We start from the raw sequence: 23663 nt of genomic DNA, 5'->3' as shown, positions 1-23663 counted from the left end.
CATGAACGGCGCATGGTCAAACCAGCTTGAAGATGTACTGTACTTTTCGCTGATCAAGCAGTTCATTGACAGCGAGCTGGAGCAGTACGCGCACAACCTGCTCGATCGCATCGGTGATCTGATGCTGACGATCGCCTTGCCGCTGCTGTCGCTCTGGATCATGTGGCGGGGCTGGGAAATTGTCAGTGCACGCCAGCGTGAACCAATGATGGCCCAGGTAGTGGATCTGCTGCGCGTCAGCGTGGTGGTGATGCTGGCCAGTACCGCGGCCTTGAACCATGATTCGCTCTACCGGGTGCTCACCGATGGCATCAGCAATGCCACCGTCAGCCTGGTTTCCGGCAAGCCTGCCGGTGCCCTGCTGAACGATATCGACCGCGGTTTTGCCGTGATGGACCTGGCCTATTCACGGCTGCAACAGATCGATACCGGGGATGACATCCAGGCCAGCAACCAGCGCGACAAGAGCAGCGAACTGGCCAGCCTGGGGGCCGCCAGCCCGGCGGTGGTCGGCAGCGCGATGATGGTGCTCAACCGCTTCATGCTGGCCATCCTGCTCGGGCTGGGTCCTTTCTTCGTGCTGTGCCTGGTCTTCAAACAGGGCGAGGGATTGTTCCGCGGCTGGCTCAGCGCCCTGGTCGCCTGTCAGGTCTCGTTGGCGGTATTGAGCGTGGCCATCAGCCTGGCGATGGATCTGGTGGTTGCGATGGGCGCGACCCTCTGGCTCAGCGACACCCTGCTGGCCGATGGTCTGGGCGTGGATGCCGGCGGCATCTACAACATGGCCCGGCTGCAGGCAGCCACCGGGTTGATCCTGAGCACCTTGATCCTTGGCGCACCACCGGCTGCGGCTGGTCTGTTCCGCAGCGCGGTGGCCAACTTCAATCCCTACAGCCCCTTCAACAAGGGCAGCGAGATGGCGCCGGCCAACCGCGGCAAAGCCAGTTGATGCCCGCAGCGCTACATCCATGCCGGGTTGGGTGACGCCATCCATCACCCGCTCAGTGCCACGCAGCTCCCGTAGCCATTACCGCTGCATACCGCCACAGCAAAGGAACTGCTCCCGTGGCAGCTGCTGGCTGTCAGCTGCAGGTGCACCGGCCGTGTGACCGGCAGTGCTTGCCGAGGCTCCAGCCGATGATTGCACCGGGCAATGGGTGGCAGCCGGGCCGTCAGGTCAGGCACCAGAGGCGGAGCCAGGATGTTGTCGGGATTACCGGCTGAAGGAGGGCTCAGTCGCTGATATGCAGGGCCCGCGGGCGGTGGCCCACGGCCACGGGCCAACGGTTTGCGCGTTGCACAGACCGCATCGTATTGCGTGCTGTCTGCGCCAGGCTGCCGCACACCCGGCTTGAGCAGGAGAAACGCAAAAACCCCGGTTTCTGGCCGGGGTTTCGTTCTTGCAGCGGGGCATCGATCTGGCGCGCCTGGAGGGATTCGAACCCCCGACCAATGGCTTCGGAAGCCACTACTCTATCCGGCTGAGCTACAGGCGCGTTGTCTGCGATGCCGCTGCAATCCTGCCTGTCGCCGAGGGCGATGGCAGACCGTGATTGTAGCTGAAAACAGCGGCAGTGAGCAGCACAGCCGCACTTTTTTGCATCCGGCCCGCAACACCACGCAACAACGCGGCGGGCAGGCCACTGAGCAACACCCCCGATCGCGCCCCCGGGGCGCCCCCGCTGGTAACCTTGGCACATGTCTTACGAACGCTATACCGAACCTGCCCAGGTGCCGGACTCGCGCCTGCGCCTGTACTGGAAACTGATGCGCGCCGACCGCCCGATCGGCACCCTGCTGCTGCTCTGGCCCACCTGGTGGGCGCTGTGGCTGGCCGCCGGGGGCACACCGCCGCTGTGGATACTGTTTGTTTTCAGCGCCGGGGTCTGGCTGACCCGCTCGGCCGGCTGCGTGATCAACGACTATGCCGACCGCTGGCTGGATCCACATGTCCAGCGCACCAAGGACCGCCCGCTGGCCAGTGGCGCATTGACCGGCCGCGATGCCTTGAAGCTGTTTGCGGTGCTGATGCTGGCTGCCTTTGCGCTGGTGCTGACACTGAACTGGCAGACCATCGCGATGAGCGTGGTGGCGGTGATCCTGGCCGCCAGCTACCCCTACATGAAGCGCTATACCCACCTGCCCCAGGTCTACCTCGGCCTGGCGTTCGGCTGGGGTATCCCGATGGCCTTCACCGCGATCACCGGCAGCGTGCCGGCCGTGGCCTGGCTGCTGCTGATCGCCAACGTGCTGTGGTCCACCGCCTATGACACCTGGTATGCGATGGTCGACCGCGAGGACGACCTGAAGGTCGGCTCGCACTCCACCGCGATCCTGTTCGGCGAACTGGACCTGGTAATCCAGGCCATCCTGTACGCACTGTTCATTGCCGCACTGTCACTTGTCGGGCAGCACGCGCAGCTCGCCTGGCCCTACTGGGCCGGCCTGGGTATCGCGGTACTGCTGATCGGCTGGCAGTTCTGGATCGCACGCAAGCGCGAACGTGGCCCGTGTTTCCGGGCATTCCTGCACAACAACTGGGTCGGTGCGGTGATCTTCGCCGGCCTGCTGGGCGCGCTCTACCTGCCCGGCGTCACCTGATTCAGGGCGTGCGGGCCGCCACCCAGGCCCGCACCTGCACCACGCCGGCGCGTTGCAGCGCCTGCGCCGCAGCTTCCAGCGTGGCTCCGGTGGTCATCACATCGTCCACCAGCACCACGCTGGGCGGCAGCGGTCCGGGAAGCGCGACAAAGGCCCGCCGCAGGTTTTTCCGCCGCTGCTGGCGATCCAGCCCGGATTGGGCCGCAGTAGCGCGTTCACGCCGCAGCAGATGGCCGCTCGGCAAGCCGGTTGCCTGCGCCAGTTGCGCGGCCAGTTCATGGGCCTGGTCGTAGCCGCGCTGTGCCAGCCGCTGACGGTGCAGCGGAACCGGCACCAGTACCTGGCCGGCCAGCCACGGCGGGCGCTGCTGCAGCATCAAGCCGGCCAACACCGCACCGGCGGCCAGATCCTGTTCGAACTTGTAACGCCGTACCAGCGCATCCAGGGTCGGGCCATAGCGCCAGGCGGCGTGGCAAGCCAGCAGTGCCGTTGGCGCCGACAGGCAGGCAGCGCAGACCGAAACCTCACCGGCAGGCAAGGGCAGCGCGCAACGCGGGCAGGCCGGCAGGTTCGTCTGTGCGGCGGCATGGCAGGCCGGACACAGGTCCATGCCCTGATGGCCGCGCTGGGCACAGACCCGGCACCGCAGAGGCAACAACCAGCGTGCAAGCGAATGGACAATCCCCACGGTCATCCTCATTGGCTCAAGAGCAACCCGCACAGCATCGGACGGCCCTGCAGCGTCCACCATCGTCCATTGCGAACTGCCAGCCTGGGGCATCACCGCGGCCCGACGTCGGCCGAAGATGCCGCCGCGATCGACAACCGTTACCCTAGCCAGCCTCGTTCCGTCAGCGTCGTCTGCCTGCCATGAGCCGCCCCACCCTGTCCCAACGCCTGCAACAGCTGCCATCGACGCGTTTGCCGGTGGAACCGCTGCAGACCCAGGCAATGCCGGTGCTTGATTTCGCCAGCCCGGATTACCTGGGTCTGGCGCGGCATTTCCAGGTACTCGGTGCCCTGCAGGACTGGGCCGCGCGCCAGGGCATGCAGGCCGACGGGCACAGCCGCGAGCACACCCAGCTGGAAGCCGGGCTGGCCGACTGGCTGGGGTTTCCGGCCGCACGCAGCTACCAGAGCCTGGCCCAGGCCCGGCTGGCCGTACAACAGGCCCTGCTCACCGAGGAAGAGGACCTGTGCCTGCATGACCACCTCAACAACCCGGCGTTGATCCAGGCCACCCACCTGACCGGCAGCCGCCTGCGCCACTACCCGCACCGCGATGCCGAAGGTGCGGCCTGGCAGCTGCGCCAGGCGCCCCGCGGGCTGGCCTTGCTGGTCAGCGAGGGGCTGTTCCAGGCCGATGGCCAGCTGGCACCGCTGCGCACCCTGGCACTGGTGGCCCAACGGCATCAGGCGCACCTGCTGGTCGATGACGTGCATGCCATTGGCGTCTGTGGCGAACAGGGTGGCGGCAGCCTGGAAGCAACCGGCCTGGCCGCGACGGCGGTAACCGCACTGGTGATTTCGCTGGAGCATGCCCTTGGCCTGCAGGGCGCGGTGGTACTGGCCGGCAAGCCTCTGATCGAACAGCTTGAACGGCTTGGCATGCTGCACCAGCATCCACGCCCGCCCACCGCAATCGCGGCCGCAGCCCAGGTCTCGCTGAAACTGGCCCGGCGTGACGGCTGGCGGCGCCAGCGCGTACTGGAACTGGCACAGCAGCTGCAGCAACGCCTGGCCAGCCTTGGCATCAACGCAGCGCCTTCGCCCGGGCCCTTGCTGTGCCTGGAGGTCCTGGGCGAGGCCAGCCACTGGCAGGCGGCCCTGGCCCGGCGTGGCCTGCGCGTGATTGCCAGCCCCGACAACCGGGACCCCGACACACCGATGACCCGCCTACGCCTGCAGCTGTCGGCGTTGCATGACAGCGCACAGCTGGACCCGCTGGCCGAATCGATTGCACGGCTCAACGACAGCGCGCGCCTGAACGTGCCGCTGCTGCAGCCGCAGGAGGTTTGAACGCGTGCTGCATATCGACGTGCAGGGGCGCGGACCGGCCCTGATCCTGCTGCATGGCTGGGGGCTGCATGGCGGTGTTTTCGCCCCGCTGTGCCGGCAGCTGGGCGCGCACTTCACGCTGTACAACGTCGACCTGCCCGGCCACGGCCGCAGCAGCCACCTGCCGGTGCCGGCCAGCCTGGACGCCTGGGCCACCGCGGTGCTGGACGAGGTGCCGGCCGGTCTGTGGCTGGGCTGGTCACTGGGCGGGCTGGTCGCCCAGCGCGCCGCACAGCTGGCGCCGGCGCAGGTGCGCGGGCTGGTCAGCATCGCCAGCAGCCCGTGTTTCGTGCGCCATGCGGGTTGGTCACACGGGATCGAGCCAACGGTGCTGGCCGGATTCACCGGACACCTGCAGCAGCATTACGCGCAGACCGTTGACCGCTTCCTGGCCCTGGACCTGATGACCCTGCCCGGCGGACAACAGGCCGCGGCGGACCTGCGCGATGCGCTGCTGGCGGTCGGCCGCCCGAGTGATGCCGCGCTGGCCACCGGCGGCCAGTTGCTGCTGGACAGTGACCTGCGCCAGCAGTTGCCCGACCTGCGCATGCCCAGCCTGTGGCTGGCCGGCCAGCGCGACCGTCTGGTCACCCCGGCAGCGATGGCCGCCGCCGCGTCGCTGGCACCACAGGCACGGCAACTGACCGTGCCCGGCACAGGCCACGCACCATTCCTCGGCGATACTGCCGCCATTGCCCGCGCCGTGCTGGATTTCCAGCGCCAGTGCACGGGCTGATGCTGATCTTTCTGCCGCGCCTGCGCGGCCCTGGTTGGATGCTCCGATGACCCTGCTCGACCCCTTACAGATCCGCCGCCACTTCGGCCAGGCTGCTGCCGGCTTTGATGACGTCGCCGTGCTCGCGCGCGAAGCGGGCAAGCGGCTGTTCGAATCATTGGACTACCTGGATGACCGCCAGCCGGAGGTCATCCTGGAAGTAGGCTGCGGCACCGGACACAACGCCGCACTGCTGAAAAAGCGCTGGCCCAGGGCGCGGGTGATCGCGCTCGACAGCGCCCTGCCGATGCTGCGCCAGGCCAAGGCCCAGGCTGGCTGGTGGAAGCCGTTCCAGCGCGTGGCCGGCGATGCGGCGCAGCTGCCACTGGCCGATGCCAGCGTGGACCTGCTGGTCTCCAACCTGTGCCTGCCGTTCGTCAATGACCTGGCAGACACCCTGGCCGGCTTCCGCCGGGTGCTCAAGCCCGATGGCCTGCTGCTTTGCTCGACCTATGGCAGCGAGACCCTGGGTGAGCTGGATTACGCCTTCGCCCAGGCCGACACGCTGCCGCATGTGCACCCGTTCGCGCCGATTGCCAGCTTTGGCGATGCACTGATGCGTGCCGGCTTCCGCGACCCGGTGATCGACCGGGACCTGTTTACCCTGACCTACCCCGACCTGCCTGCGCTGATGGCCGAACTGCGTGCGCTGGGCTATGCCAATGCGCGCAGCGACCGCCGCCGCACGCTGACCGGCCGTGGCCGCTTCGCCGCCGCGACCCGCGCCTACGAGGCACTGCGCCAGGCCGATGGCCGCCTGCCCAGCACCTGGGAAGTGCTGTACGCGCACGCCTGGGCGCCGGCGGCGGGCACGCCGATCCGCCAGCAGGGCCAGGACATCGCCGCGGTTCCGCTCAGCGCCATCCCGATCCGGCGCCGGCAGCCCTGAGCCGTCGTTGCCGGTGCGGGCCAGCCGGAACCCGTGTCCGCACTGTGCACGCCGGGCTGATGGCGCCCGGGGTGCTCAGTACACCTGGTCGATCCAGTCTTCCAGGTTGTAGTAGTTGCTGACCCGGGTAATGCGGCCATCGCTGACCGCAAAGAAGGCGCCCCCCGGCAGCTTGTAGCGCTGGCCATTGGCCGGCGGCAGGCCCTCGTCGGTGGCGATGTACTGCCCATGGACCACGTATTCGGCGGCACCGCGGCTGCCATCATCGGTAGCCATCAGCACCACCGGGTCCAGTGTTTCGCGGTAGCAGGTCTCCATCCGTGCCAGGAAGGCGGCAAACGCCGGGCGGCCGATCTCGCGCACGCCCTGGTTGAGGTCATGGGCGACCTCTTCGGACAGGCAATCCAGCATGCCGGCCCAGTCGCCACGGTTGAACGCATCGTAGTAACGCTGCAACAAGGCCAGCGTGGTGGCGCGCGGGGAGGTATCAGTCATGGCCGGATCCAGTTATGAGCGGAGTTGAGCCCACCAGCGACGTGCCTGATCGAACAGGTCGCGGTGGAAAAAGTAGATTTCCTGGGCCAGGAAGCGCCAGCTGCTGCGCAGCGAACGGAAGCGGGTACTGGGCGTGGCACTGGCCACCGCCTCGATGCCGAGATCGCGGCTGATCCGCAGCGCGCGTGCCATGTGCAGCGGGTCGCTGACCAGGATGACCTTGTTGATGCCATTGGCGCGCATCAGTTCGCGCGCATACAGCAGGTTCTGCCGGGTGCTGCGCGAGTGGGTTTCGATCAGGATCGCCTCATCGGGAATGGCGTGCCGCAGCGCATAGCGACGGGCCACTTCGGATTCAGCAAAGCGCGCGCCACTGCCACCGAAGCCGCCGGTGAAGATCAGCCGCGGCGCCAGCCCGCGCTGATACAGCGCCAGACCATGGCGGATGCGCTCTTCAAATACCGGGGAAGGCCGCGCATCGTAGGCAGCCGCACCAAGCACGATGATCGCATCGGCCGGTTCGGCCTGGTCGTTGTGGCCCACCCAGAAAACCCAGCCACCAACGGCCAACAGCCAGAGCAACAGCAGCAGCGACAGCCGCCACGCCCAGCCGATCCAGCCACGTTGCCGCTTCATCGCCACCCTGCCCATGCCCCTGCCACAACCACGCCCGCACAGGTGGCGCCAGCATGTCGGCAGTCAATGGGCACGGTGGTGGCAGCGGTTGGCCGGATCATCTGCCAAGATTAGCCCAGCCTTCACATCACGGCGACTGGCTGCAGGCAAACCGCCTGCCCGCACCGGCAGCGAGGTTAAGTGGCGATTCAATCGCCTGATCCGATGCTGCCAATCGTCAACACCCACCAGGGGGGAGCGTAATGATCAAGCGATTCGTTATCGGCGCCGCGGCGCTATTGGCGCTGTCAGGCTGCGCGACCTACGACTATGTCGGCGGTGGCAGTGGTTACTACCACGGCTACGGCGGTGCCAGCTCCAGCCCGTATGGCTATGGCCAGTATGACTACAGCCCCTATGGCAGCTACCGTTACGGCGATTACAGCTACTACGGCAACGGCGCCTATTCGATTTACCGGCCAACCGTTGTGCGACCGGTGGTCGTCCGGCCGGTGTACCCGGGCAACCGGCCCGGCCATCAACCCCGCCCACCCCACCAGCAGGGGCAGCGTCCGCACAAGCCGGGGGCCGGTGGGCATGCCCAGCGGCCACCACAGCGTCCGCCGGTCGGCCAGCCGGGTGGTCACCGTCCCCATCCTGGCAGCGGGCAACGTCCGCCGCAGCGTCCGCCGCAGCAGAACCGCCCGCCGCGTCCGGAATCCTCCAGCGGCTCACCGTGGCGCAACATGGATCAGCTGCAGCGGCCGCGCCGGCAGCAGCAACCCTCTCGCCAGCAAGAGCAGGAGCCTTGAGCAGGGCGGGAACGAATTAAGTGCGATTGAGTGCACAAAAACACGTTTGCAAGCGGCCTGACACTTGCCGACAGGCCGTCAGAACGGCTATCAATAGCCACTGGTGACCAAAAGCGTCGCTTTGTGACGCAACAGGCACCCTCGACTTCATGTCGACCTCCGGCGGGATTCACTGGATCCCCCCTGTTCCGGCCCTGCCGGATGTCGGCGCCTTTACCAACGGCCCGCCTCGTGCGGGCCGTTTTTCATTGCCCATACAACAAGGGCCGGCAGCGCATGATGCACTGCCGACCCTCCAGCTTCCCCGCCCTGCGCCGTAGCCGGCCCCCGTTCCATTTCCGGCTCCGCGCCTGGATATGCGCGATGGCCAGGGCGAGTGCTGCAGACAATGAAGCATGAAGCATGCCAACTGGATTTTCCGCCCGGCCGCGCGCTGGCGCTAAAATGCCCGCCCCTGTTGTGTGCCCACGCCCATGCGCGATTCCTTCTTCCACTATGACGTCATCGTGATCGGTGGCGGCCATGCCGGCACCGAGGCGGCACTGGCGGCCGCACGTACCGGCGTGCGCACCCTGCTGCTGAGCCACAACGTGGAAACCATCGGCGCGATGAGCTGCAACCCGGCCATCGGCGGCATCGGCAAGGGCCACCTGGTCAAGGAGATCGATGCCCTCGGCGGTGCGATGGCCAAGGCTGCCGACCGCGCCGGCATCCAGTGGCGCACCCTGAACGCCTCCAAGGGCCCGGCCGTGCGCGCCACCCGCTGCCAGGCCGACCGCAACCTCTACCGCATGGCGATCCGCCAGATGGTCGAATCGCAGCCCAACCTGACCGTGTTCCAGGCGGCAGTGGATGACCTGCTGATTCAAAACGGCACGGCCGAGGGCGATGCGGTGCGTGGTGCCATCACCCAGACCGGGCTGAGCTTCCATGCCCCGGCAGTGGTGCTGACCGCCGGCACCTTCCTGGCCGGCAAGATCCACATCGGCCCGACCCAGTACACCGCCGGCCGCATGGGCGACCCGCCGGCCACCACGCTGGCCGCGCGCCTGCGCGAGCGGCCGTTCGTGATCGACCGGCTGAAGACCGGCACCCCGCCGCGCATCGACGGCCGCTCGCTCAACTATGCGGTGATGGAAGAGCAGCCCGGCGATGATCCACGCCCGGTGATGTCCTACCTGGGCAGCACCGCCGACCACCCGCGCCAGGTCAGCTGCTGGATCACCCATACCAGCCAGCAGACCCACGACATCATCCGCGGTTCGCTGGACCGCTCGCCGCTGTATTCGGGCCAGATCGAGGGCATCGGCCCGCGCTACTGCCCCTCCATCGAGGACAAGGTGGTGCGCTTTGCCGAGAAGGACAGCCACCAGATCTTCGTCGAGCCCGAAGGCCTGGACGTGGTGGAGATCTACCCCAACGGCATCTCCACCTCGCTGCCCTTCGACGTGCAGCTGGCGCTGGTGCGCAGCATTGCCGGCATGGAAAACGCCCACATCACCCGCCCCGGCTACGCCATCGAGTACGACTTCTTCGACCCGCGCGGGCTCAAGCACACGCTGGAAACCAAGCTGGTGTCCGGCCTGTTCTTCGCCGGGCAGATCAATGGCACCACCGGTTACGAGGAGGCCGGTGCCCAGGGCCTGCTGGCCGGCATCAATGCCGCCCGCCATGTGCGCGGCCTGGAAGGCTGGTACCCGCGCCGCGACCAGGCCTACCTGGGCGTGCTGGTCGATGACCTGATCACCCACGGCACCAGCGAGCCGTACCGCATGTTCACCAGCCGCGCCGAGTACCGCCTGCAGCTGCGCGAGGACAACGCCGACGTGCGCCTGACCCCGACCGGGCGTGAGCTGGGCGTGGTTGATGACAGCCGCTGGGCCGCGTTCAACCACAAACAGGACGCCGTGGCGGCCGAGACCGAGCGCCTGCGCGGGCTATGGGCGACCCCGGCCAATGCGCTGGGCCGCGAGGTGGTGGAAACACTGGGCGTACCGATCAGCCGCGAAACCAATGTACTGGACCTGATCAAGCGCCCGGAATTGGACTACGCCAGGCTGATGACCGTACCGACGCTGGGCCCGGGCGTGGACGATGCCAAGGTCGCCGAGCAGGTGGAGATCAGCGTCAAGTACGCCGGCTACCTGCAACGCCAGCACGAGGAAATCGCCCGCCAGCAGCGCCACGAGGCCACCGTGATTCCGGACGGTTTCGACTTCGCCAGCGTCAGGGGGCTCTCGGCCGAAGTGCTGCAGAAACTGCAGCGTGTGGCGCCCTCCACGGTGGGCCAGGCCCAGCGTATCCCCGGCGTCACCCCGGCCGCGATCTCGCTGCTGCTGGTGCATCTGGAAAGGGCGCGGCGGAGCCGGGTCGCCTGATCTCCTGCCGCCTGCACTGAAACAAAAAGCCCGCTCAATGCGGGCTTTTTTTCGGGTCAGGGATTGCGGCTCGCGAACGGCAGATGCACGCTGCAGGCATCGGCAGAACAAAGGAATACCCATGCCAGTACCTGATGACCCGCAAGATCCCGCCAACGAGACAGGCCCCGCAGCTGCAGACGCAACACAGTGGAATCCCAGCTTGCTGACCGACGAGGAAAGTCCAGAATGGGTTCGTCCGATCCTGCGGGCGTTGCGCGAAGGTCAGCGGGAGCAGGACCAGCTATCGGCAACATCCACTCGTGCGCCTTCGGATATCCCATCAACCGACTGAAGGACGTACACGCGCCCCAGGCACCGACCACAGCAACAGCACCAGCCCGGTGATCAGGAACAGGGCAATGCCGGAAAGCAGGAAGGGGTCCATCCACCATTTCTGGGCCAGGGCGAACTCGCCGGCGCTGAGCTTGCTCCAGCCGCCGAAGTGCTGGCGGCTGGCGACCTGGGCGCCGAACACGGCCAGAACCGTGGCCAGCCAGCGCACTGCCCAGTGGCCCAGTGCCGGCAGTGGCAGCAGCAGCAACGCACCAAGCAGGCCGATGACCGTGCGCTGGGAGCGGCAATACGGGCAGGCGTAGACCAGGCCGGCCAGGTCCACCGCCCAGGTGAGCACGCTGATGACGATGGCGACCAGGGCGATCCAGCGCAGGTGGTGATGCAGGGTTTGCAGGGTGGGCATGCGGTCTCCGGGCGGAAGCGGGCAAATGATCAACGAGGCGGTCTGCCGCCTTTGGCCTGGCCAGATCATGCCCGCGTGCCGCGGCCCCTGACCAGCGCAAAAGGTCACGCTACCGCCCTGCCGCGCGTGCACCCGGCAGCGGCAGGGCAGAGATCCCCCGCCCGCCTTGCGCCCCGGCCAGGCGGGCAGCGGCCGCGTGCGTGACCGCCCCGTCTGCAGCGGCCTGGGTTGCGCCCGGCAGTGCGCTCAGCGCCGGCGGCTTACCCGCCACCCATCGGCGGCAAAGATCAGCAAGGCCGCCCAGATGCAGGCAAAACCGACCAGCCGGTCCGGCCCGAAGGGTTCGCGGAAGAACAGCACGCCGGTGAGGAACTGCAGGGTCGGGCCGATGTACTGCAGCAGCCCGACCGTGGACAGCGGCACCCGCTGTACGCCGTAGGTGAAGGCAATCAGCGGCACCGCGCTGACCGCGCCGGCCAGCACCAGCAGGCTCATCACCCCGGGGCCCCAGCTGCCGCTGAAGAAGGCACCGCCATGGCCGGCTTCAACCCACAGCAGCCAGCCCAGCGCCGGCAGCAGCAGGAACAGGCTCTCCAGCCCGATCCCGGCCACCGGCTCCACCTTGACCAGCTTGCGCAGCAGGCCATACACGCCAAAGGTGGCCGACAGCCCGATCGCGATCCACGGCGCGCGCCCGGCCTGCCAGGTCAGCCAGATCACCCCCAGCGCGGCGATGCCCACCGCCAGCCACTGCCAGAGGCGCAGGCGCTCGCCCAGCACCAGCACGCCCAGCAGCACGCTCAGCAGCGGGTTGATGAAGTAGCCCAGGCTGGTCTCGACCACATGCCCGGCGTTGACCGCCCAGATATACAGGCTCCAGTTGGCGCCGATCAGCAGGCTGGCCGAGCCCAGCAGCCAGAACGTGCGCGGGCTGGCCAGGATGGTGCGCAGCCATTGCAGGCCCTGGCGTGCGCACAGCAGCACGCACAGCAGCACCGCGCTCCAGACAATCCGGTGGGCAATGATCTGGTCCGAGGGCACGGCCTTGAGCAGATGCCAGTACAACGGAAACAGGCCCCAGATGACAAAGGCCAGCGCCGCTGCCAGCAGGCCTTTACGGGATTGCTCATCACTGCTCATCGCTTGCCCCGTTGTGCCAGGGTGATCACCACCACGCCGGCCAGAATCACTGCCATCGCGCCGAATTCGCTGCTTGAAAAGCGTTCGCCGGCCAGACTGGCGCCCAGCGCCACCGCAATCACCGGGTTGACGTAGGCATAGCTGCCGGCCAGTACCGGGCGCACGTTGTGCAGCAGCCAGACGTAGGCGGTGAAGGCGATGATCGAGCCGAACACGCACAGGTAGGACACCGCCAGCAAGCCGGACACCGGCGGGGGCGTGTTCCAGCGCTCACCGCTGGCAAAGCCGACCATCATCAGCAGCACCCCGCCGCAGAGCATCTGCCCGGCGGCGGTCATGAAGGGCGAAGGCAGGTCGCGTCCGCGCGACCAGATCGAGCCGAAGGCCCAGCCCAGCGGCGCCAGCAGCAACAGCCCCAGCGCCAACGGCGATGCGCTCAGGCTGGAGCCGGCATTGAGCCAGACGATGCCGGCAAAACCGATGCCAAGGCCCAGCCATTCCCGGCCACCGACACGCTGGCCGCGGATCAGCGTGAACAGCGCCATCCACAACGGCACCGAGGCCACCGCCACCGCGGCCAGCCCGGAAGACACGTCGCGCTGGGCCAGCACCACCATGCCGTTGCCCAGGAACAGCAGGCACATGCCCATTACCAGCATGTTCAACCACTGCGCCCGGCTCGGTGCCGGCAGGCCACGCCAGCGCAACAGGCCATACAGGATGCTGCCGGCCAGCACGAAGCGGCTGCCGGACACCATGGACAACGGCTTCATGCCGGCCTCCAGGGCAAAACGGATGCCCAGGAAGGTGGAGCCCCAGACCACGTACACCAGCAACAGGGCCAGCAGGACAAGGCCGCCACGCGGGGCGGCCGGTGCAGCAACAGGGACGGACATCACGGACTACTCGGCAGGGCACGGCCGACGGGCCGCAGGAAGGCTGCCTGTCGCAGGGAGCGGCAGGGAAGGAAGGCGGGCGGTGCTCAGGGGCTGCGCTGGGCCTGGCTGGCCTGGCGGGCAGCGGCAAACTCCGAACCGTCCTCCCACTGCGGCCACTGCCGGCTGTTGGCCAGGCGGTGGCCCAGGTCGTAGACCAGCAGGGTGTCCGCGGCCAGCCCGGCCGGGTTCCAGCTGGCATCCCAGCCATCGCAGGCCTGGTGGTAGCAGTTGGCGAAATAGGCTTGGCGCCGCTGCCGGCCGGCCGTTATCCCGCCGTCCAGGGCATCCAGGCCGGCACCGATGGTGATCGCCGGCACGCCCAGGCGGGCAAAGGCGAAATGGTCGGCGCGGTAGAAGAAGCCGGCTTCCAGGTCCGGATCCGGGCTGTAGTAGCGGCCACGGGCGCTGGCTACCTCGGCCAGGTCCTGCTCCAGCGACACCCGGCCACGGCCCCAGCTGGCGATGTCGGCGGTGGCGCCATCGGGGCTGAACATCTCGATGTTGAGCACGGCCGCCACCTGCGCCAGCGGCACCGGCGGGTGGGCGGCAAAGTAACTGGCGCCGAGCAGCCCCTTCTCCTCGGCGGTGAAGGCCACGAAATACAGGCTACGCTGCGGCTGCGGACCGGCGGCAAACACCCGCGCCAGCTCCAGCACCGCGGCCACCCCGGTGGCGTTGTCCACCGCGCCGGGGCGGACCGTGCGCCCCTGGGCATCGGGCTGGCCGATGCCGTAGCTGTCCCAGTGGGCAGAAAACACCACTGCCTCCCCGGCATGGCTGCCGCCATCGAGGCGGGCAACCACGTTGCGGCTGCGCACCGGTTCGTGCAGCAAGGCCAGCTCCGCCGACAGTGCCACCCCGGCCAAGGCCACCGGCACAAAATCGGCCTGCATCGCCTGCCGCGACAGCTGGTCCAGGTCCTGCCCGGCGGCGGCAAACAGCTCGCGCGCCACGCCCGGCTCAATCCAGCCACGCAACGGGGTGTGCGCGGCCATCGCCTCGGCCGGCGGACGCTGGATGTCAAACAGCGGCGAGGTGCCAGAGGCACGCACCGTGGCCCACGGGTAGGCTGCCGCAGCGGTGTCGTGCACGATCAGCACGCCAGCGGCGCCACGCCGGGCGGCTTCCTCGTACTTGTAGGTCCAGCGGCCGTAATAGGTCACCGCACGGCCATCGAAGGCACCGGGCTGCCCGGCGTGGAAATCGGCATCGTTGATCAGCACGATGGCGATCTTGCCGCGCAGGTCCTGCTGCTTGTAATCATCCCAGCCGCGCTCGGGCGCATTGATGCCGTAACCGATGAACACCAGCGGCAGCCTGTCCAGCGTGATCTGCGCCTGCGGCTGCAGGCTCTGCAGGGTGATGTCCTGGCCGTTGACCAGCTCGCGCACGCTGTCGCCAAGGTGCAGCCGGGCCGTTGGCGTCTGCCGCGTGCTCACCCGTACCAGCGGCACCTCCTGCACCCAGCGGCCATCCTCACCGCCCGGCTGCAGGCCGGCGGCGCTGAACTGCTCGACCAGGTAATCCACCGTGCGCTGTTCGCCGGCCGAGGCCGGCGCGCGGCCCTCGAACGCCTCCGAGGCCAGCACCTGCACATGCCGGTTCAGCGTCTGTGCGTCGATCCCCCCGCCCGGCAGGTCATTGGCTGCATGGGCAAGCCCACCTGCGAACAGGCAGGAGGACAACAGCACGATATGCATCGGATTCACAACGGGCACCGGCAGGCAAGGCGGGAAGCGGTGAATGATAGCGCCAGCCGGGGATGGCGATCATTGCCGGTAAGGCGCCGGCGCATTCTGCCGCCGGCGTTCCAGCACCTGCTGGTGCACCTGCCGGGCCTGCTCGTCGCTTTGCTGGTAGCGCGGGGCAAAATGCGGCACCAGGGTGCGCGACCAGGAGCGGGTGATCCGCCTGCTCTCCTCCGGGCAGCGCAGCGCACGCGCCTCGGGCAGCCGGCCGGAAGTCACCACCCGCAGGTAACGCCCCGGATCGGCGCCATAGAGCAGGCACATCAGGTTGAAATAGCGCTGTTCCCCCAGGGAATGCTCACCGGCGTAATGGGCCAGGCCATAGCCGTCCTCGCGGGTATTGGCCAGGAAAAAACGCCCGGCCATGTCCAGGTTGCTGGCGACATCGGCTTCGGATTCTTCCGGGTCGATCAGGGTCAGCATCAGCGTGGTGGCCAGCTGGTCCACGGCATCCTCCTCGCGCCCGGTGACATTGAGCTGGAGCTGGTCCACCAGCGCATGGCCGACCTCATGCAGCATCATGAAACGCAGGTTGGCCAGCAGGAACCGCGCCGCCTGGGTGGTATCGGCCTGCCCGGAGGGGTCACGGTGCAGCTGCAGGCCCAGATCGACCAGGTAGCTGATCATTTCATAGCACAGGACGATTTCGCCGCGCTCGGCCACGTAATAGGCGTTGATCGTCTCGCATTCGGCGGTGAGCAGGCGCAGCGGGCCGGGCAGCATCAGCACACCATCCAGCGAGTTGACCTCGTTGAGCTGGTGCAGCACGTCCAGCTCGCGGGTGAAGGCCTCGGTGGCACGCATCGCCGGGCTGTGGGCCGGCAGGTAGGCATAGACAAAGCGCGGCCCGGCGGGCAACTCGGCCGGGATCGGCGGCGGCGGCTCGCTGGGCACCTGCCCGTTATCGGCCGTGCTGGCGGTATCGGCCGCTAGCGGCGGCCCGGCAACCGGAGGTGCCAGCACCGCCGGGGCCGGCAACGGGGTACTGCCCGCCGCCTGGCGCTGCTGCCAGAGCAAAAAACCCAGGCCACCGGCGATGCCGCACACCACCATCAGGGCCAGGATCAGGATTCCCACCAACAGTCTGGATTTCATCACGCCTCCGTTTGCGTTTTACGCGACTTCCATGACGCGCTCCCTGCTGCCCGCCCCCCTTCAGGCCGGGATACCCGTCGACTCTGGATCGGTGTCAGTCAAGCCCACGCTGCAGCCAGCACACCAGGCCCTGGGCATTGAGGCGGATGTCGATGGCCAGCAGCGGCAACACCTGCGCCGGCGACAGCCCGGCCTGTTCGGCACGCCCGGCGTAGTAACCGCTCAACGCATCGAACAGGCGCTGTTCCAGGGTCTGCGCATCGCCTTGCGCCTGCTGGCGGGCAATGGCGACCATCGCATCGATCTGCTCGATCAACTGCTGCCCCAGCCGCTCCACCTGGCCGACACTGGCGTAATGGGTCAGGTGCATGGCCTGCGGTTGCAGCGCCAGCATCCGGCCAATGGAATGCTTGAGCGGCCCGGGTTCGAACTGCACCGGCGAGGTGGTGGGAATGATGAAATGCCCGTGCGGCCCGTCCAGCTCGCGGTAGGAAATACCGAAGGTGTCGCCGGTGAACCAGCTGCGGCTGCGTGCATCGAACACGCACAGGTGGTGGCGGGCATGGCCGGGGGTGTCGATGCACAGCAGCGCGCGCCCGGCCAGGTCGATGCTCTGGCCATCGCTGGCGCAGTGCACCCGCGCCGGGTCGATCGGCAGCACCTGGCCATAGCTGCGCGCCATTTCTTCGGCGCCATAGACAGCGGTGGCACCGGCCACCAGCCGCGACGGGTCGATCAGGTGCGGCGCGCCGCGCGGATGCACCAGGACCCGGGCATGGGGCAGGTGCGCCAGCAGCGCCCCGGCACCGCCGGCATGGTCCAGATGCACATGGGTCAGGATCAGCCAGTCCACCGCCTCCGGCCCCAGCCCGAGCCGGGCCAGCGCCTGCAGCATCGCCGGCACCGCATGGCTGGTGCCGCAGTCGATGAAGGCCGCCCGCCCCTGCTCGACCACCAGCCAGGCGGCATCGAACCCAGGACGCACCAGGCCGGTATCGATGCAATGGATTCCCTGCGCGGAAAACGCCGGCAATTGCTCACCCATGTCCAACTCCTGTCAGTCAAACCGATCCGGCACCAGGCCGGCCATGATCACCACAACCGTGGCCGCAGCCAGACCGCCACGCACAACACCGCCAGAAATGCCCCATAGGCAGACAGCACGGCCAGCACCTGGCGCCAGATCGCCCCGGCATCGGCAGCCGCCTGGCCCAGCGCATGCCCCCAGTGCATCGCCACAATGCTCATCAGCAATGCCAGCAACAGCAACGCCGCATCGATCCAGGACCGACGCGGCGTGCGCGGGTGGCGCGGGAAGAACCAGAACAGCCCTGCCAGCACCACAAACCAGGGAAAGAACAACAACAACGTCAACCACGCCATCGGTGCTGCCCCTCCACTGGTGTTGTCAGTCAGCCTCGCGCATCAGGGCCAGCGCTTCAAGCACCTGCTCGGCCGGCACCTGCAATTGCAGGTCCGCTCCATCCAGCGCAGACGCTTCAGCGGCCTGCTTCAGGCCGGCAATGCGCTGGCCGGCATCACGCGGGGCCGGGTAGCCGCTGCTCTGCAGCAGCAGGTCGCCCTGGCCGTCGAGCAGCTTGAAGTAGAACTGGCCATCGGCCTCGCGGTACTGCTTGAAGCTGGGCAGCACGGCCTTGCTGGCAGCCTTTTGCTGCGGCTTGTCGCCAACGCTGGACAGGTCGCGCAGGCCGACCGCATCGCGCAGCTGGCGCAGCAGCGGGATGGCGAAGCGCTCGCGCAGCTGCGCACCACGGCGACGCAGCAGGGCCTCGATCTTTTCCGGCTCGGCCATCAGCGCGTTGTAGCGCTCGCGCATCGGCGCCAGGTGGCCATCGACCACCTCCAGCAGCTGGGCCTTGGCCTCGCCCCAGCCGATGCCGTCGGCAAAGGCTTGGGCGAAGGCGGCGGTCTGTGCCGGCGTGGCGAAGGCCTGGTAGAGCTGGAACAGCGCCGAGCCTTCGGTGTCCTTCGGCTCGCCCGGGGCGCGCGAATCGGTGACGATCTGCGCGATCAGCTTTTTCAGCTCGTCACGGCTGGAAAACAGCGGAATCGTGTTGTGGTAGCTCTTGCTCATCTTGCGGCCGTCCAGGCCGGCCAGGGTGGCCACGTTCTCATCGACCACCGCCTCGGGCAGGGTGAAGAATTCCTGGCCGTAGACGTGGTTGAAGCGCTGGCCGAAATCGCGCGCCATCTCGATGTGCTGAACCTGGTCGCGGCCGACCGGCACCTTGTGCGCGTTGAAGATCAGGATGTCGGCAGCCATCAGCACCGGGTACATGAACAACCCGGCGGTGACCCCGGCATCGTCATCGAGCTGCTCGGCGCGGTTCTTGTCCACCGCGGCCTTGTAGGCATGGGCACGGTTGAGGATGCCCTTGCCGGCCACGCAGGTGAGCAGCCACATCAGCTCGGTGGTTTCCGGGATGTCGCTCTGGCGATAGAACCACACCTGCTCCGGGTCCAGGCCACAAGCCAGCCAGCTGGCCGCGATCTCCAGGGTCGAACGCTGGGTACGGTCCGGCTGCTGGTCCTTGATCAGGCTGTGCAGGTCGGCCAGGAAGAAGAAGCTCTCGATGCCCTCGGCCTGGCTGGCGGCAATGGCCGGGCGGATGGCGCCGACGTAGTTGCCCAGATGCGGAGTGCCGGAGGGGGTAATGCCAGTGAGGACGCGGGTGCTCATGTACGGTCTTGCGGTTTTTTGACCGTGCCAGTGTAGCGCCCTGCGCCCCGGGCTGCCCCTGTCAGCGAGGCAGCCCGGGGAGAAATCAGCGGTTGTCGCGCTGCCAGTCGTCGGTGAACTGCTTGATCTCGCGCTCGGCACGGTCCTTGGCCCAACCATAGCGCTCCTGCAGCTTGCCACTCAGGTACTCGGCATTGCCCTGGGCAACATCGAAATCGTCGTCAGTCAGTTCGCCCCATTTCTCACGGATACGGCCCTTCAGCTGGGTCCACTTACCGGCAACAATGTCGTTGTTCATTGGTTGTCGTCCTGTCTGTGCGCGGCAGGATCGCCGCACAAGCAGAATGCGTGCCAGCGCATAAGCTCACGGTCAAGCCTTCATAAAACCGCTGCTCAACACCCTGAAGCCTTCCCCAACCGGGGCAGGCAGGCACAAAAAAGGCCGGCACCAAGGCCGGCCTTCCGGTATCGACAGTTGCCAGGATCAACCCTTGGCAGCGCCTTCAAGCTTGTCGCCAGCCTTCTGCATGTCCTTGCCGAACCCGGCCACGGTATTGCAGCCGGCAAGCAGCCCCAATGCGAGCAGGCTCACCATCAATGCCATCAACGTACGCTTCATCAGTGCTTCCTCGCTTACGGAAACGGCATTTTACAGGGCAAGGACCTGCGGCTTCAGCAACGGCCATCCTTGCAGTCCTGGGCCTTGTCCTCGATCTTGTCGCCTGCCTTCTGGATGTCCTGGCCGGCACCGGCGACGGTATTGCAGGCGGTGAGCATGCCCAGCGAGAAAAGGCACAGCGACAGCAGGGTCAGTAAACGCTTCATCGTTATCTCCCGAGTGGACGAATGCGGCGGCGCTGGCAAGGACACCAGTGCCTGGCCGACAGCGCAATCTGTCCACTGCGCTGTCGAGCCGATGTGAACCGGCAAGGCGTTTGTTCAGTCACGCATCAAGGTGGATTTGCCGAACAGGCTCTCCACCAGGTCCACTGCCAGCTCGGCCGTGCGGTTGTGGTGGTCCAGCAGCGGATTGAGCTCGACGATGTCCAGCGAGCCCATCAGACCGGTGTCGGCAATCATCTCCATCACCAGCTGGGCCTCGCGGTAATTCACTCCGCCCGGCACCGTGGTGCCGACACCCGGGGCAATCTGCGGGTCGAGGAAGTCGACATCGAAGCTGACATGCAGGTGCGTATTGGCATCGACCCCGGCCAGCGCGGCCTGCATCGTGCGCTTCATCCCGTTCTCGTCGATGTAGCGCATGTCATAGACATCGACCTGGTGCTGCTTGATCAGCCGCTTTTCTTCCGGGTCGACCGAGCGGATACCGATCTGGCGGACCTGTGCTGGCTGCAGGGCCGGACTGTGCTGGCCCAGGTGGGTCAGCACCTTCGGACCCAGCCCGCACAGGCAGGCCACCGGCATGCCGTGCACGTTGCCCGAGGGCGTGACCGCACTGGTGTTGAAATCGGAGTGGGCATCCAGCCAGAGCACCCGCAACTGCTTGCCCTGTTGCCTGCACCAGTCGGCCACGGCGGTGATCGACCCCACCCCCAGGCAGTGATCACCCCCGAGCATGACCGGCAGACGCCCGGCCTCCAGCTCGCGCCGGGTGGCCTGCATCAGCAGCCGGTTCCAGGCCACCACTTCGTCCAGGTGGCGATAACCGTCCACCGGCGCCGACCAGGGATTGACCGGGCCATCGAGATTGCCGCAATCGCGCACATCCACGCCACGCGCGGCCAGGGCCTCGGGCAGGCCGGCGATGCGCAGGGCCTCCGGGCCCAGGCGCGCGCCACGGTGGCCGGCACCGATATCGGTGGGCACGCCAATCAGGGAAACTGCCACATTACTGACCATCTGCTGCGTCCTGCACACATTGACAAGGCGGGCAGTCTAGCCAGTGGCTCCGGCCCCCACCTGCGGCGGTGCAACACAACTGAGCGCTACCAGGCCTGCCGCCCGCTCGCCCTGCCAGCGGCGGCCCACCGGCAACCAGGCCGGTGCTGCAGGCAGGCGGCAGCTGGATGCCAGGGCAATCCGTGACCGTCCGCACACCTTCTGCATCCAATTGCCCCGGCACTGCGTAAGACACCGCAATTGTTGTCATTGCAGACGTTGTCATGAACCCAGGCGTGACTGGCCAACCCGGTCCGGTGGCCCTACCGGCACACACCACCGGGCGCCCCCTATCCTCCAGCACCATTGCGCAGCTGGTGGGCAGCAGCACGGCCCATGCCGCTGCCCGTCCCGGCCATGACACCGCGGCGATCAAGGCGGTGCTTGCGCAGGCACGCCAGCGCGAACCGGGGCTGTCGTTGCTGATGCTGTCCACCGCCGATGGCCGCGCGATTGCCGAGGACTCCTCGCTGCCGATCGATGGCCGTCGGCTGGCGGCGATGGCCAATTCGTTCCTGACCCTGGGCGAGACGGTATCGCGCGAGCTGGCACTGGACAAAGCCGAGTACGCCACGATCTGCACGCCACTGGGCAATGTGGTGCTGATCCGCATCCTCGCCGACAGCCCGCTGACCCTGACCGCCGTGGCTGACAGTGCGCTCAACCTGGCCGTGCTGCTGTTCCATGCCCGTGAATGTGGCGCGCGGCTCGGTGCCGTGCTCAACGGCTGAGCCCATTCCCCCCCATCCCCCTCCGGCGCGGTCTTTTCGGCCCGCCCTTTTCCATCACCCACAAGGATTTTCCATGTCCAACCTGATTCTCGACCAGCTCAATGCCCTGGCTGGTTTCGTCGGTGCCGCCCTGGTCGACAGCGACAGCGGCATGGCGCTGGCAATGCATGGCGGCGGCAACATCAACCTGGAACTGGCCGCCGCCGGCAACACCGAGGTGGTCCGCGCCAAGCGCCGCGTGGCCGCCCAGCTTGGCCTTGATGACACCCTGGAAGACATCCTGATCACCCTCAGCGGCCAGTACCACCTGATCCGTCCGCTGGAAAGCAACCCGCTACTGTTCCTGTACGTGGTACTGGACCGCAGCCGTGCCAACCTGGCCATGGCCCGCCACGAACTCAAGGGGTTTGAAAAGACCCTGGATTTCAGCTGATCTGCCGTATATCGGCCTGATGTCCGGGTGGCCATACCGCGCCCGGACGGCAGCCGCGCGGCCCTCTCCCCTTGCCCCACGATGAGCCCTCCCATCCATACCCTTGATGTGGCCTCCTTTGGCCTGGATCTGCTGCACCAGACCCGGCTGAAGCTGGCCTGCTCGCTGTTGCTGGCGCAGCGGCTGGACGTGAGCGTGCAGCCCTGGAAGGACGGCAGGGCCGACCTGCTGGTGATCGGCATCGATCAGCCTGAAGCAGCGGCGGTGCTGGCCCGGGCACGGGCGATGGGCGTCCCCTGCCTGATCATTTCCCGCCACGTCGACCCGGACGCCGCCGACCAGCTGGCCCATGGCGCCACCGTGGCCAGCCTGAACCAGAAGCTGTCCACCCTGCTGGCATCCAGGCACAGCGACAGCCCCGCACGGGCGACGCCGCTGCTGCTGGAACTGGCACAGATGCAGACAGCCGCCGGCACGCTGCACCTGCTGCAACGCGGGGCGGCCCAGGTGGTGGTCGACCCGGCCACTCGCAGCCTGGCCCTGCCCGCGAACCTGGGCCTGCTCGAACTGGTGCAACTGCTCGACGACAGCCACTGGTCGTCCGAGCGCATCAGCCGTGCCGGGTTCGACCACCAGTACCGCCACCGGCTGCCGCAATGGCAATCGCTGGAGGCGCTGTTCTTCTGCCTGGCCCGGCATCGCCCGCAATGGCTGCCTGCCGGCGGTGCCGGCACGCTGCTGCAGCTGGAGCACTGGCCTGACCTGGGCAGTGCCGATCTGCCGGCCAGCTGGCTGCTGGCCATTGCCTGCCTGCATGCCCGCCCCTGGCAGGCCAATGCACTGGCCGCGCATTGCCAGATTCCCATCAGCACGGTCGAGACCCTGTTCGCCGCAGCGGCGGCCAGTGGCCTGGCCCAGACCGCGCCCATCGCCAGCACCGCGCCCCCACCCCGCCTCAGCCGTGGGGACTCCCGCTTCTTCGGCTGGGTGGCACGGCGCTTTGGCCTCACTCTCTTCAAGACAGCACAGGCATGAATCTTCCTGCAAACAAACTGGTTTTTGTCGGCGGCATGGGGGCAGGCAAGACCACCGCAATACGCGCCATTTCCGACATCGAACCGGTAAGTACGGAAATGCCGTTGAGCCAGGACGCGCAGGACGAAAAGGTGGAAACCACCGTGGCCCTGGACTACAGCTCGATCGAGCTGGATGACGGTGAGTTGCTGCACATTTACGGTGTGCCCGGCCAGCGCTACCTGGATTTCATGTGGCCGATGGTCTGCGAAGGAGCACTGGGGATCATTGTGCTGGTCAATGCCGCCGGGCAGCAGCGGGTCAGTTCGACCATCGAGCTGCTGCAGGAGTTCTCGCGCATTGCCCCGGACGCCAGCCTGGCCGTGGGCCTGACCCGCACCGATCAACACGGCGAGGTGCTGATCCCGCAGTTCCGCCAGGCGCTGTTCGCGGCCGGCTTCCGCCTGCCGGTGATGCGGGTGGATGCACGCGATCCGGCGCAGGTGACCTTCCTGGTGCGCTCCCTGCTGTCTTACCGCTACGCCGGCGGGCACTGAAACCACCGCCCGGCAGCCGGGCGCGGCAGCGGCCTGGGCAGTGCC

General features: G+C 67.4%; 26 protein-coding genes and 1 tRNA gene. 11 read left to right on the top strand and 16 right to left on the bottom strand.

What is annotated here, in order from left to right; genetic code table 11:
- The first annotated feature begins 1 nt into the window (after window position 1).
- Window positions 2-949 (top strand): TrbL/VirB6 family protein, encoded by a 948-nt coding sequence (locus ABB25_RS09475; protein WP_057666199.1) that lies wholly within the window; start codon window positions 2-4, stop codon window positions 947-949.
- Window positions 950-1419: 470 nt separating this feature from the next.
- On the opposite strand, the gene ABB25_RS09470 is transcribed toward ABB25_RS09475, so the two are convergent.
- A tRNA-Arg gene (locus tag ABB25_RS09470) sits at window positions 1420-1496 on the bottom strand.
- Window positions 1497-1698: 202 nt separating this feature from the next.
- On the opposite strand from ABB25_RS09470, the gene ubiA reads away from it, so the two are divergent.
- Window positions 1699-2601 (top strand): 4-hydroxybenzoate octaprenyltransferase, encoded by a 903-nt coding sequence (ubiA, locus tag ABB25_RS09465; RefSeq protein ID WP_057666197.1) that lies wholly within the window; start codon window positions 1699-1701, stop codon window positions 2599-2601.
- Between the two features lies 1 nt (window position 2602).
- On the opposite strand, the gene ABB25_RS09460 is transcribed toward ubiA, so the two are convergent.
- A complete protein-coding gene (locus tag ABB25_RS09460) occupies window positions 2603-3301 on the bottom strand; it encodes a ComF family protein (RefSeq protein ID WP_057666195.1) in 699 nt (232 codons plus the stop codon).
- 170 nt (window positions 3302-3471) lie between these two features.
- On the opposite strand from ABB25_RS09460, the gene ABB25_RS09455 reads away from it, so the two are divergent.
- The 3 genes from ABB25_RS09455 to bioC are packed head-to-tail and all read left to right on the top strand — an operon-like array spanning window position 3472 to window position 6323.
- Window positions 3472-4620, top strand: a complete 1149-nt coding sequence (locus ABB25_RS09455) for an aminotransferase class I/II-fold pyridoxal phosphate-dependent enzyme (protein ID WP_057666193.1) — start codon at window positions 3472-3474, stop codon at window positions 4618-4620.
- A gap of 7 nt (window positions 4621-4627) precedes the next feature.
- Complete coding sequence (gene bioH / locus ABB25_RS09450; protein WP_057666240.1) at window positions 4628-5395, top strand: pimeloyl-ACP methyl ester esterase BioH; 768 nt, start codon at window positions 4628-4630, stop codon at window positions 5393-5395.
- A gap of 46 nt (window positions 5396-5441) precedes the next feature.
- Window positions 5442-6323: a malonyl-ACP O-methyltransferase BioC gene (bioC, locus tag ABB25_RS09445; RefSeq protein WP_057666191.1), complete on the top strand. Its 882-nt coding sequence runs from the start codon at window positions 5442-5444 to the stop codon at window positions 6321-6323.
- Window positions 6324-6398: 75 nt separating this feature from the next.
- Here bioC and ABB25_RS09440 read toward each other — a convergent pair whose 3' ends face one another.
- Both ABB25_RS09440 and ABB25_RS09435 read right to left on the bottom strand, forming a co-directional pair.
- Window positions 6399-6818, bottom strand: coding sequence for a ketosteroid isomerase-related protein (locus ABB25_RS09440; RefSeq protein WP_057666189.1), 420 nt, complete (start codon window positions 6816-6818; stop codon window positions 6399-6401).
- A 12-nt stretch (window positions 6819-6830) separates the two neighbouring features.
- Window positions 6831-7469 carry a YdcF family protein gene (locus tag ABB25_RS09435; protein ID WP_057666187.1) on the bottom strand — a complete coding sequence of 213 codons (639 nt, stop codon included), beginning with the start codon at window positions 7467-7469 and terminating at the stop codon, window positions 6831-6833.
- 227 nt (window positions 7470-7696) lie between these two features.
- On the opposite strand from ABB25_RS09435, the gene ABB25_RS09430 reads away from it, so the two are divergent.
- Both ABB25_RS09430 and mnmG read left to right on the top strand, forming a co-directional pair.
- Window positions 7697-8245, top strand: coding sequence for a hypothetical protein (locus tag ABB25_RS09430; RefSeq protein ID WP_057666185.1), 549 nt, complete (start codon window positions 7697-7699; stop codon window positions 8243-8245).
- Window positions 8246-8718: 473 nt separating this feature from the next.
- Window positions 8719-10623, top strand: coding sequence for a tRNA uridine-5-carboxymethylaminomethyl(34) synthesis enzyme MnmG (gene mnmG, locus ABB25_RS09425; RefSeq protein ID WP_057666183.1), 1905 nt, complete (start codon window positions 8719-8721; stop codon window positions 10621-10623).
- Window positions 10624-10945: 322 nt separating this feature from the next.
- Here the strand turns inward: mnmG and ABB25_RS09420 are convergent, their stop codons facing one another.
- The 12 genes from ABB25_RS09420 to rocF form a co-directional block, all read right to left on the bottom strand.
- The gene (locus ABB25_RS09420) at window positions 10946-11362 is read right to left on the bottom strand and encodes a hypothetical protein (protein WP_057666181.1); all 417 of its coding nucleotides are present in this window, start codon (window positions 11360-11362) and stop codon (window positions 10946-10948) included.
- Between the two features lie 246 nt (window positions 11363-11608).
- Window positions 11609-12502, bottom strand: coding sequence for an EamA family transporter RarD (gene rarD / locus ABB25_RS09415; protein ID WP_057666180.1), 894 nt, complete (start codon window positions 12500-12502; stop codon window positions 11609-11611).
- Window positions 12499-13398, bottom strand: coding sequence for a drug/metabolite exporter YedA (gene yedA / locus ABB25_RS09410; protein WP_057666178.1), 900 nt, complete (start codon window positions 13396-13398; stop codon window positions 12499-12501). Before yedA ends, rarD begins: the two co-directional genes overlap by 4 nt.
- An 86-nt stretch (window positions 13399-13484) precedes the next feature.
- On the bottom strand, window positions 13485-15140 hold the full coding sequence (locus ABB25_RS09405; protein WP_057666177.1) for a M28 family metallopeptidase: 1656 nt from the start codon (window positions 15138-15140) through the stop codon (window positions 13485-13487).
- Between the two features lie 69 nt (window positions 15141-15209).
- Window positions 15210-16283 (bottom strand): DUF4344 domain-containing metallopeptidase, encoded by a 1074-nt coding sequence (locus ABB25_RS09400; RefSeq protein ID WP_057666175.1) that lies wholly within the window; start codon window positions 16281-16283, stop codon window positions 15210-15212.
- 94 nt (window positions 16284-16377) lie between these two features.
- Window positions 16378-17328, bottom strand: coding sequence for an MBL fold metallo-hydrolase (locus ABB25_RS09395; RefSeq protein WP_057666173.1), 951 nt, complete (start codon window positions 17326-17328; stop codon window positions 16378-16380).
- A 47-nt stretch (window positions 17329-17375) separates the two neighbouring features.
- Window positions 17376-17666: a hypothetical protein gene (locus ABB25_RS09390; RefSeq protein ID WP_057666172.1), complete on the bottom strand. Its 291-nt coding sequence runs from the start codon at window positions 17664-17666 to the stop codon at window positions 17376-17378.
- 25 nt (window positions 17667-17691) lie between these two features.
- Window positions 17692-18984 (bottom strand): tryptophan--tRNA ligase, encoded by a 1293-nt coding sequence (locus tag ABB25_RS09385; RefSeq protein ID WP_057666170.1) that lies wholly within the window; start codon window positions 18982-18984, stop codon window positions 17692-17694.
- Between the two features lie 85 nt (window positions 18985-19069).
- Window positions 19070-19282, bottom strand: a complete 213-nt coding sequence (locus ABB25_RS09380) for a CsbD family protein (RefSeq protein ID WP_057666169.1) — start codon at window positions 19280-19282, stop codon at window positions 19070-19072.
- Between the two features lie 186 nt (window positions 19283-19468).
- Window positions 19469-19588: an entericidin A/B family lipoprotein gene (locus ABB25_RS09375; protein WP_425477325.1), complete on the bottom strand. Its 120-nt coding sequence runs from the start codon at window positions 19586-19588 to the stop codon at window positions 19469-19471.
- 68 nt (window positions 19589-19656) lie between these two features.
- Window positions 19657-19809 carry an entericidin A/B family lipoprotein gene (locus ABB25_RS09370; RefSeq protein ID WP_057666166.1) on the bottom strand — a complete coding sequence of 51 codons (153 nt, stop codon included), beginning with the start codon at window positions 19807-19809 and terminating at the stop codon, window positions 19657-19659.
- A gap of 114 nt (window positions 19810-19923) precedes the next feature.
- The gene (rocF, locus tag ABB25_RS09365; protein ID WP_057666163.1) at window positions 19924-20844 is read right to left on the bottom strand and encodes an arginase; all 921 of its coding nucleotides are present in this window, start codon (window positions 20842-20844) and stop codon (window positions 19924-19926) included.
- 344 nt (window positions 20845-21188) lie between these two features.
- Here rocF and ABB25_RS09360 point away from each other — a divergent pair, with 344 nt between their 5' ends.
- The 4 genes from ABB25_RS09360 (at window position 21189) to ABB25_RS09345 (ending at window position 23618) form a co-directional block, all read left to right on the top strand.
- Complete coding sequence (locus ABB25_RS09360; RefSeq protein ID WP_425477324.1) at window positions 21189-21614, top strand: roadblock/LC7 domain-containing protein; 426 nt, start codon at window positions 21189-21191, stop codon at window positions 21612-21614.
- 73 nt (window positions 21615-21687) lie between these two features.
- Window positions 21688-22047 (top strand): roadblock/LC7 domain-containing protein, encoded by a 360-nt coding sequence (locus ABB25_RS09355; RefSeq protein WP_057666161.1) that lies wholly within the window; start codon window positions 21688-21690, stop codon window positions 22045-22047.
- An 81-nt stretch (window positions 22048-22128) separates the two neighbouring features.
- Entirely contained in the window at window positions 22129-23082 is a 954-nt protein-coding gene (locus ABB25_RS09350) for a hypothetical protein (RefSeq protein ID WP_057666159.1), read from the top strand.
- Window positions 23079-23618, top strand: coding sequence for a GTP-binding protein (locus ABB25_RS09345; protein WP_057666157.1), 540 nt, complete (start codon window positions 23079-23081; stop codon window positions 23616-23618). The genes ABB25_RS09350 and ABB25_RS09345 overlap by 4 nt, the downstream gene beginning before the upstream one ends.
- Window positions 23619-23663: the final 45 nt, after the last annotated feature.

The organism is Stenotrophomonas koreensis, from assembly GCF_001431525.1.
In the GTDB taxonomy this organism is placed as follows: Bacteria; Pseudomonadota; Gammaproteobacteria; order Xanthomonadales; family Xanthomonadaceae; genus Stenotrophomonas; species Stenotrophomonas koreensis.
This window is presented reverse-complemented; position numbering and strand designations above follow the sequence as displayed.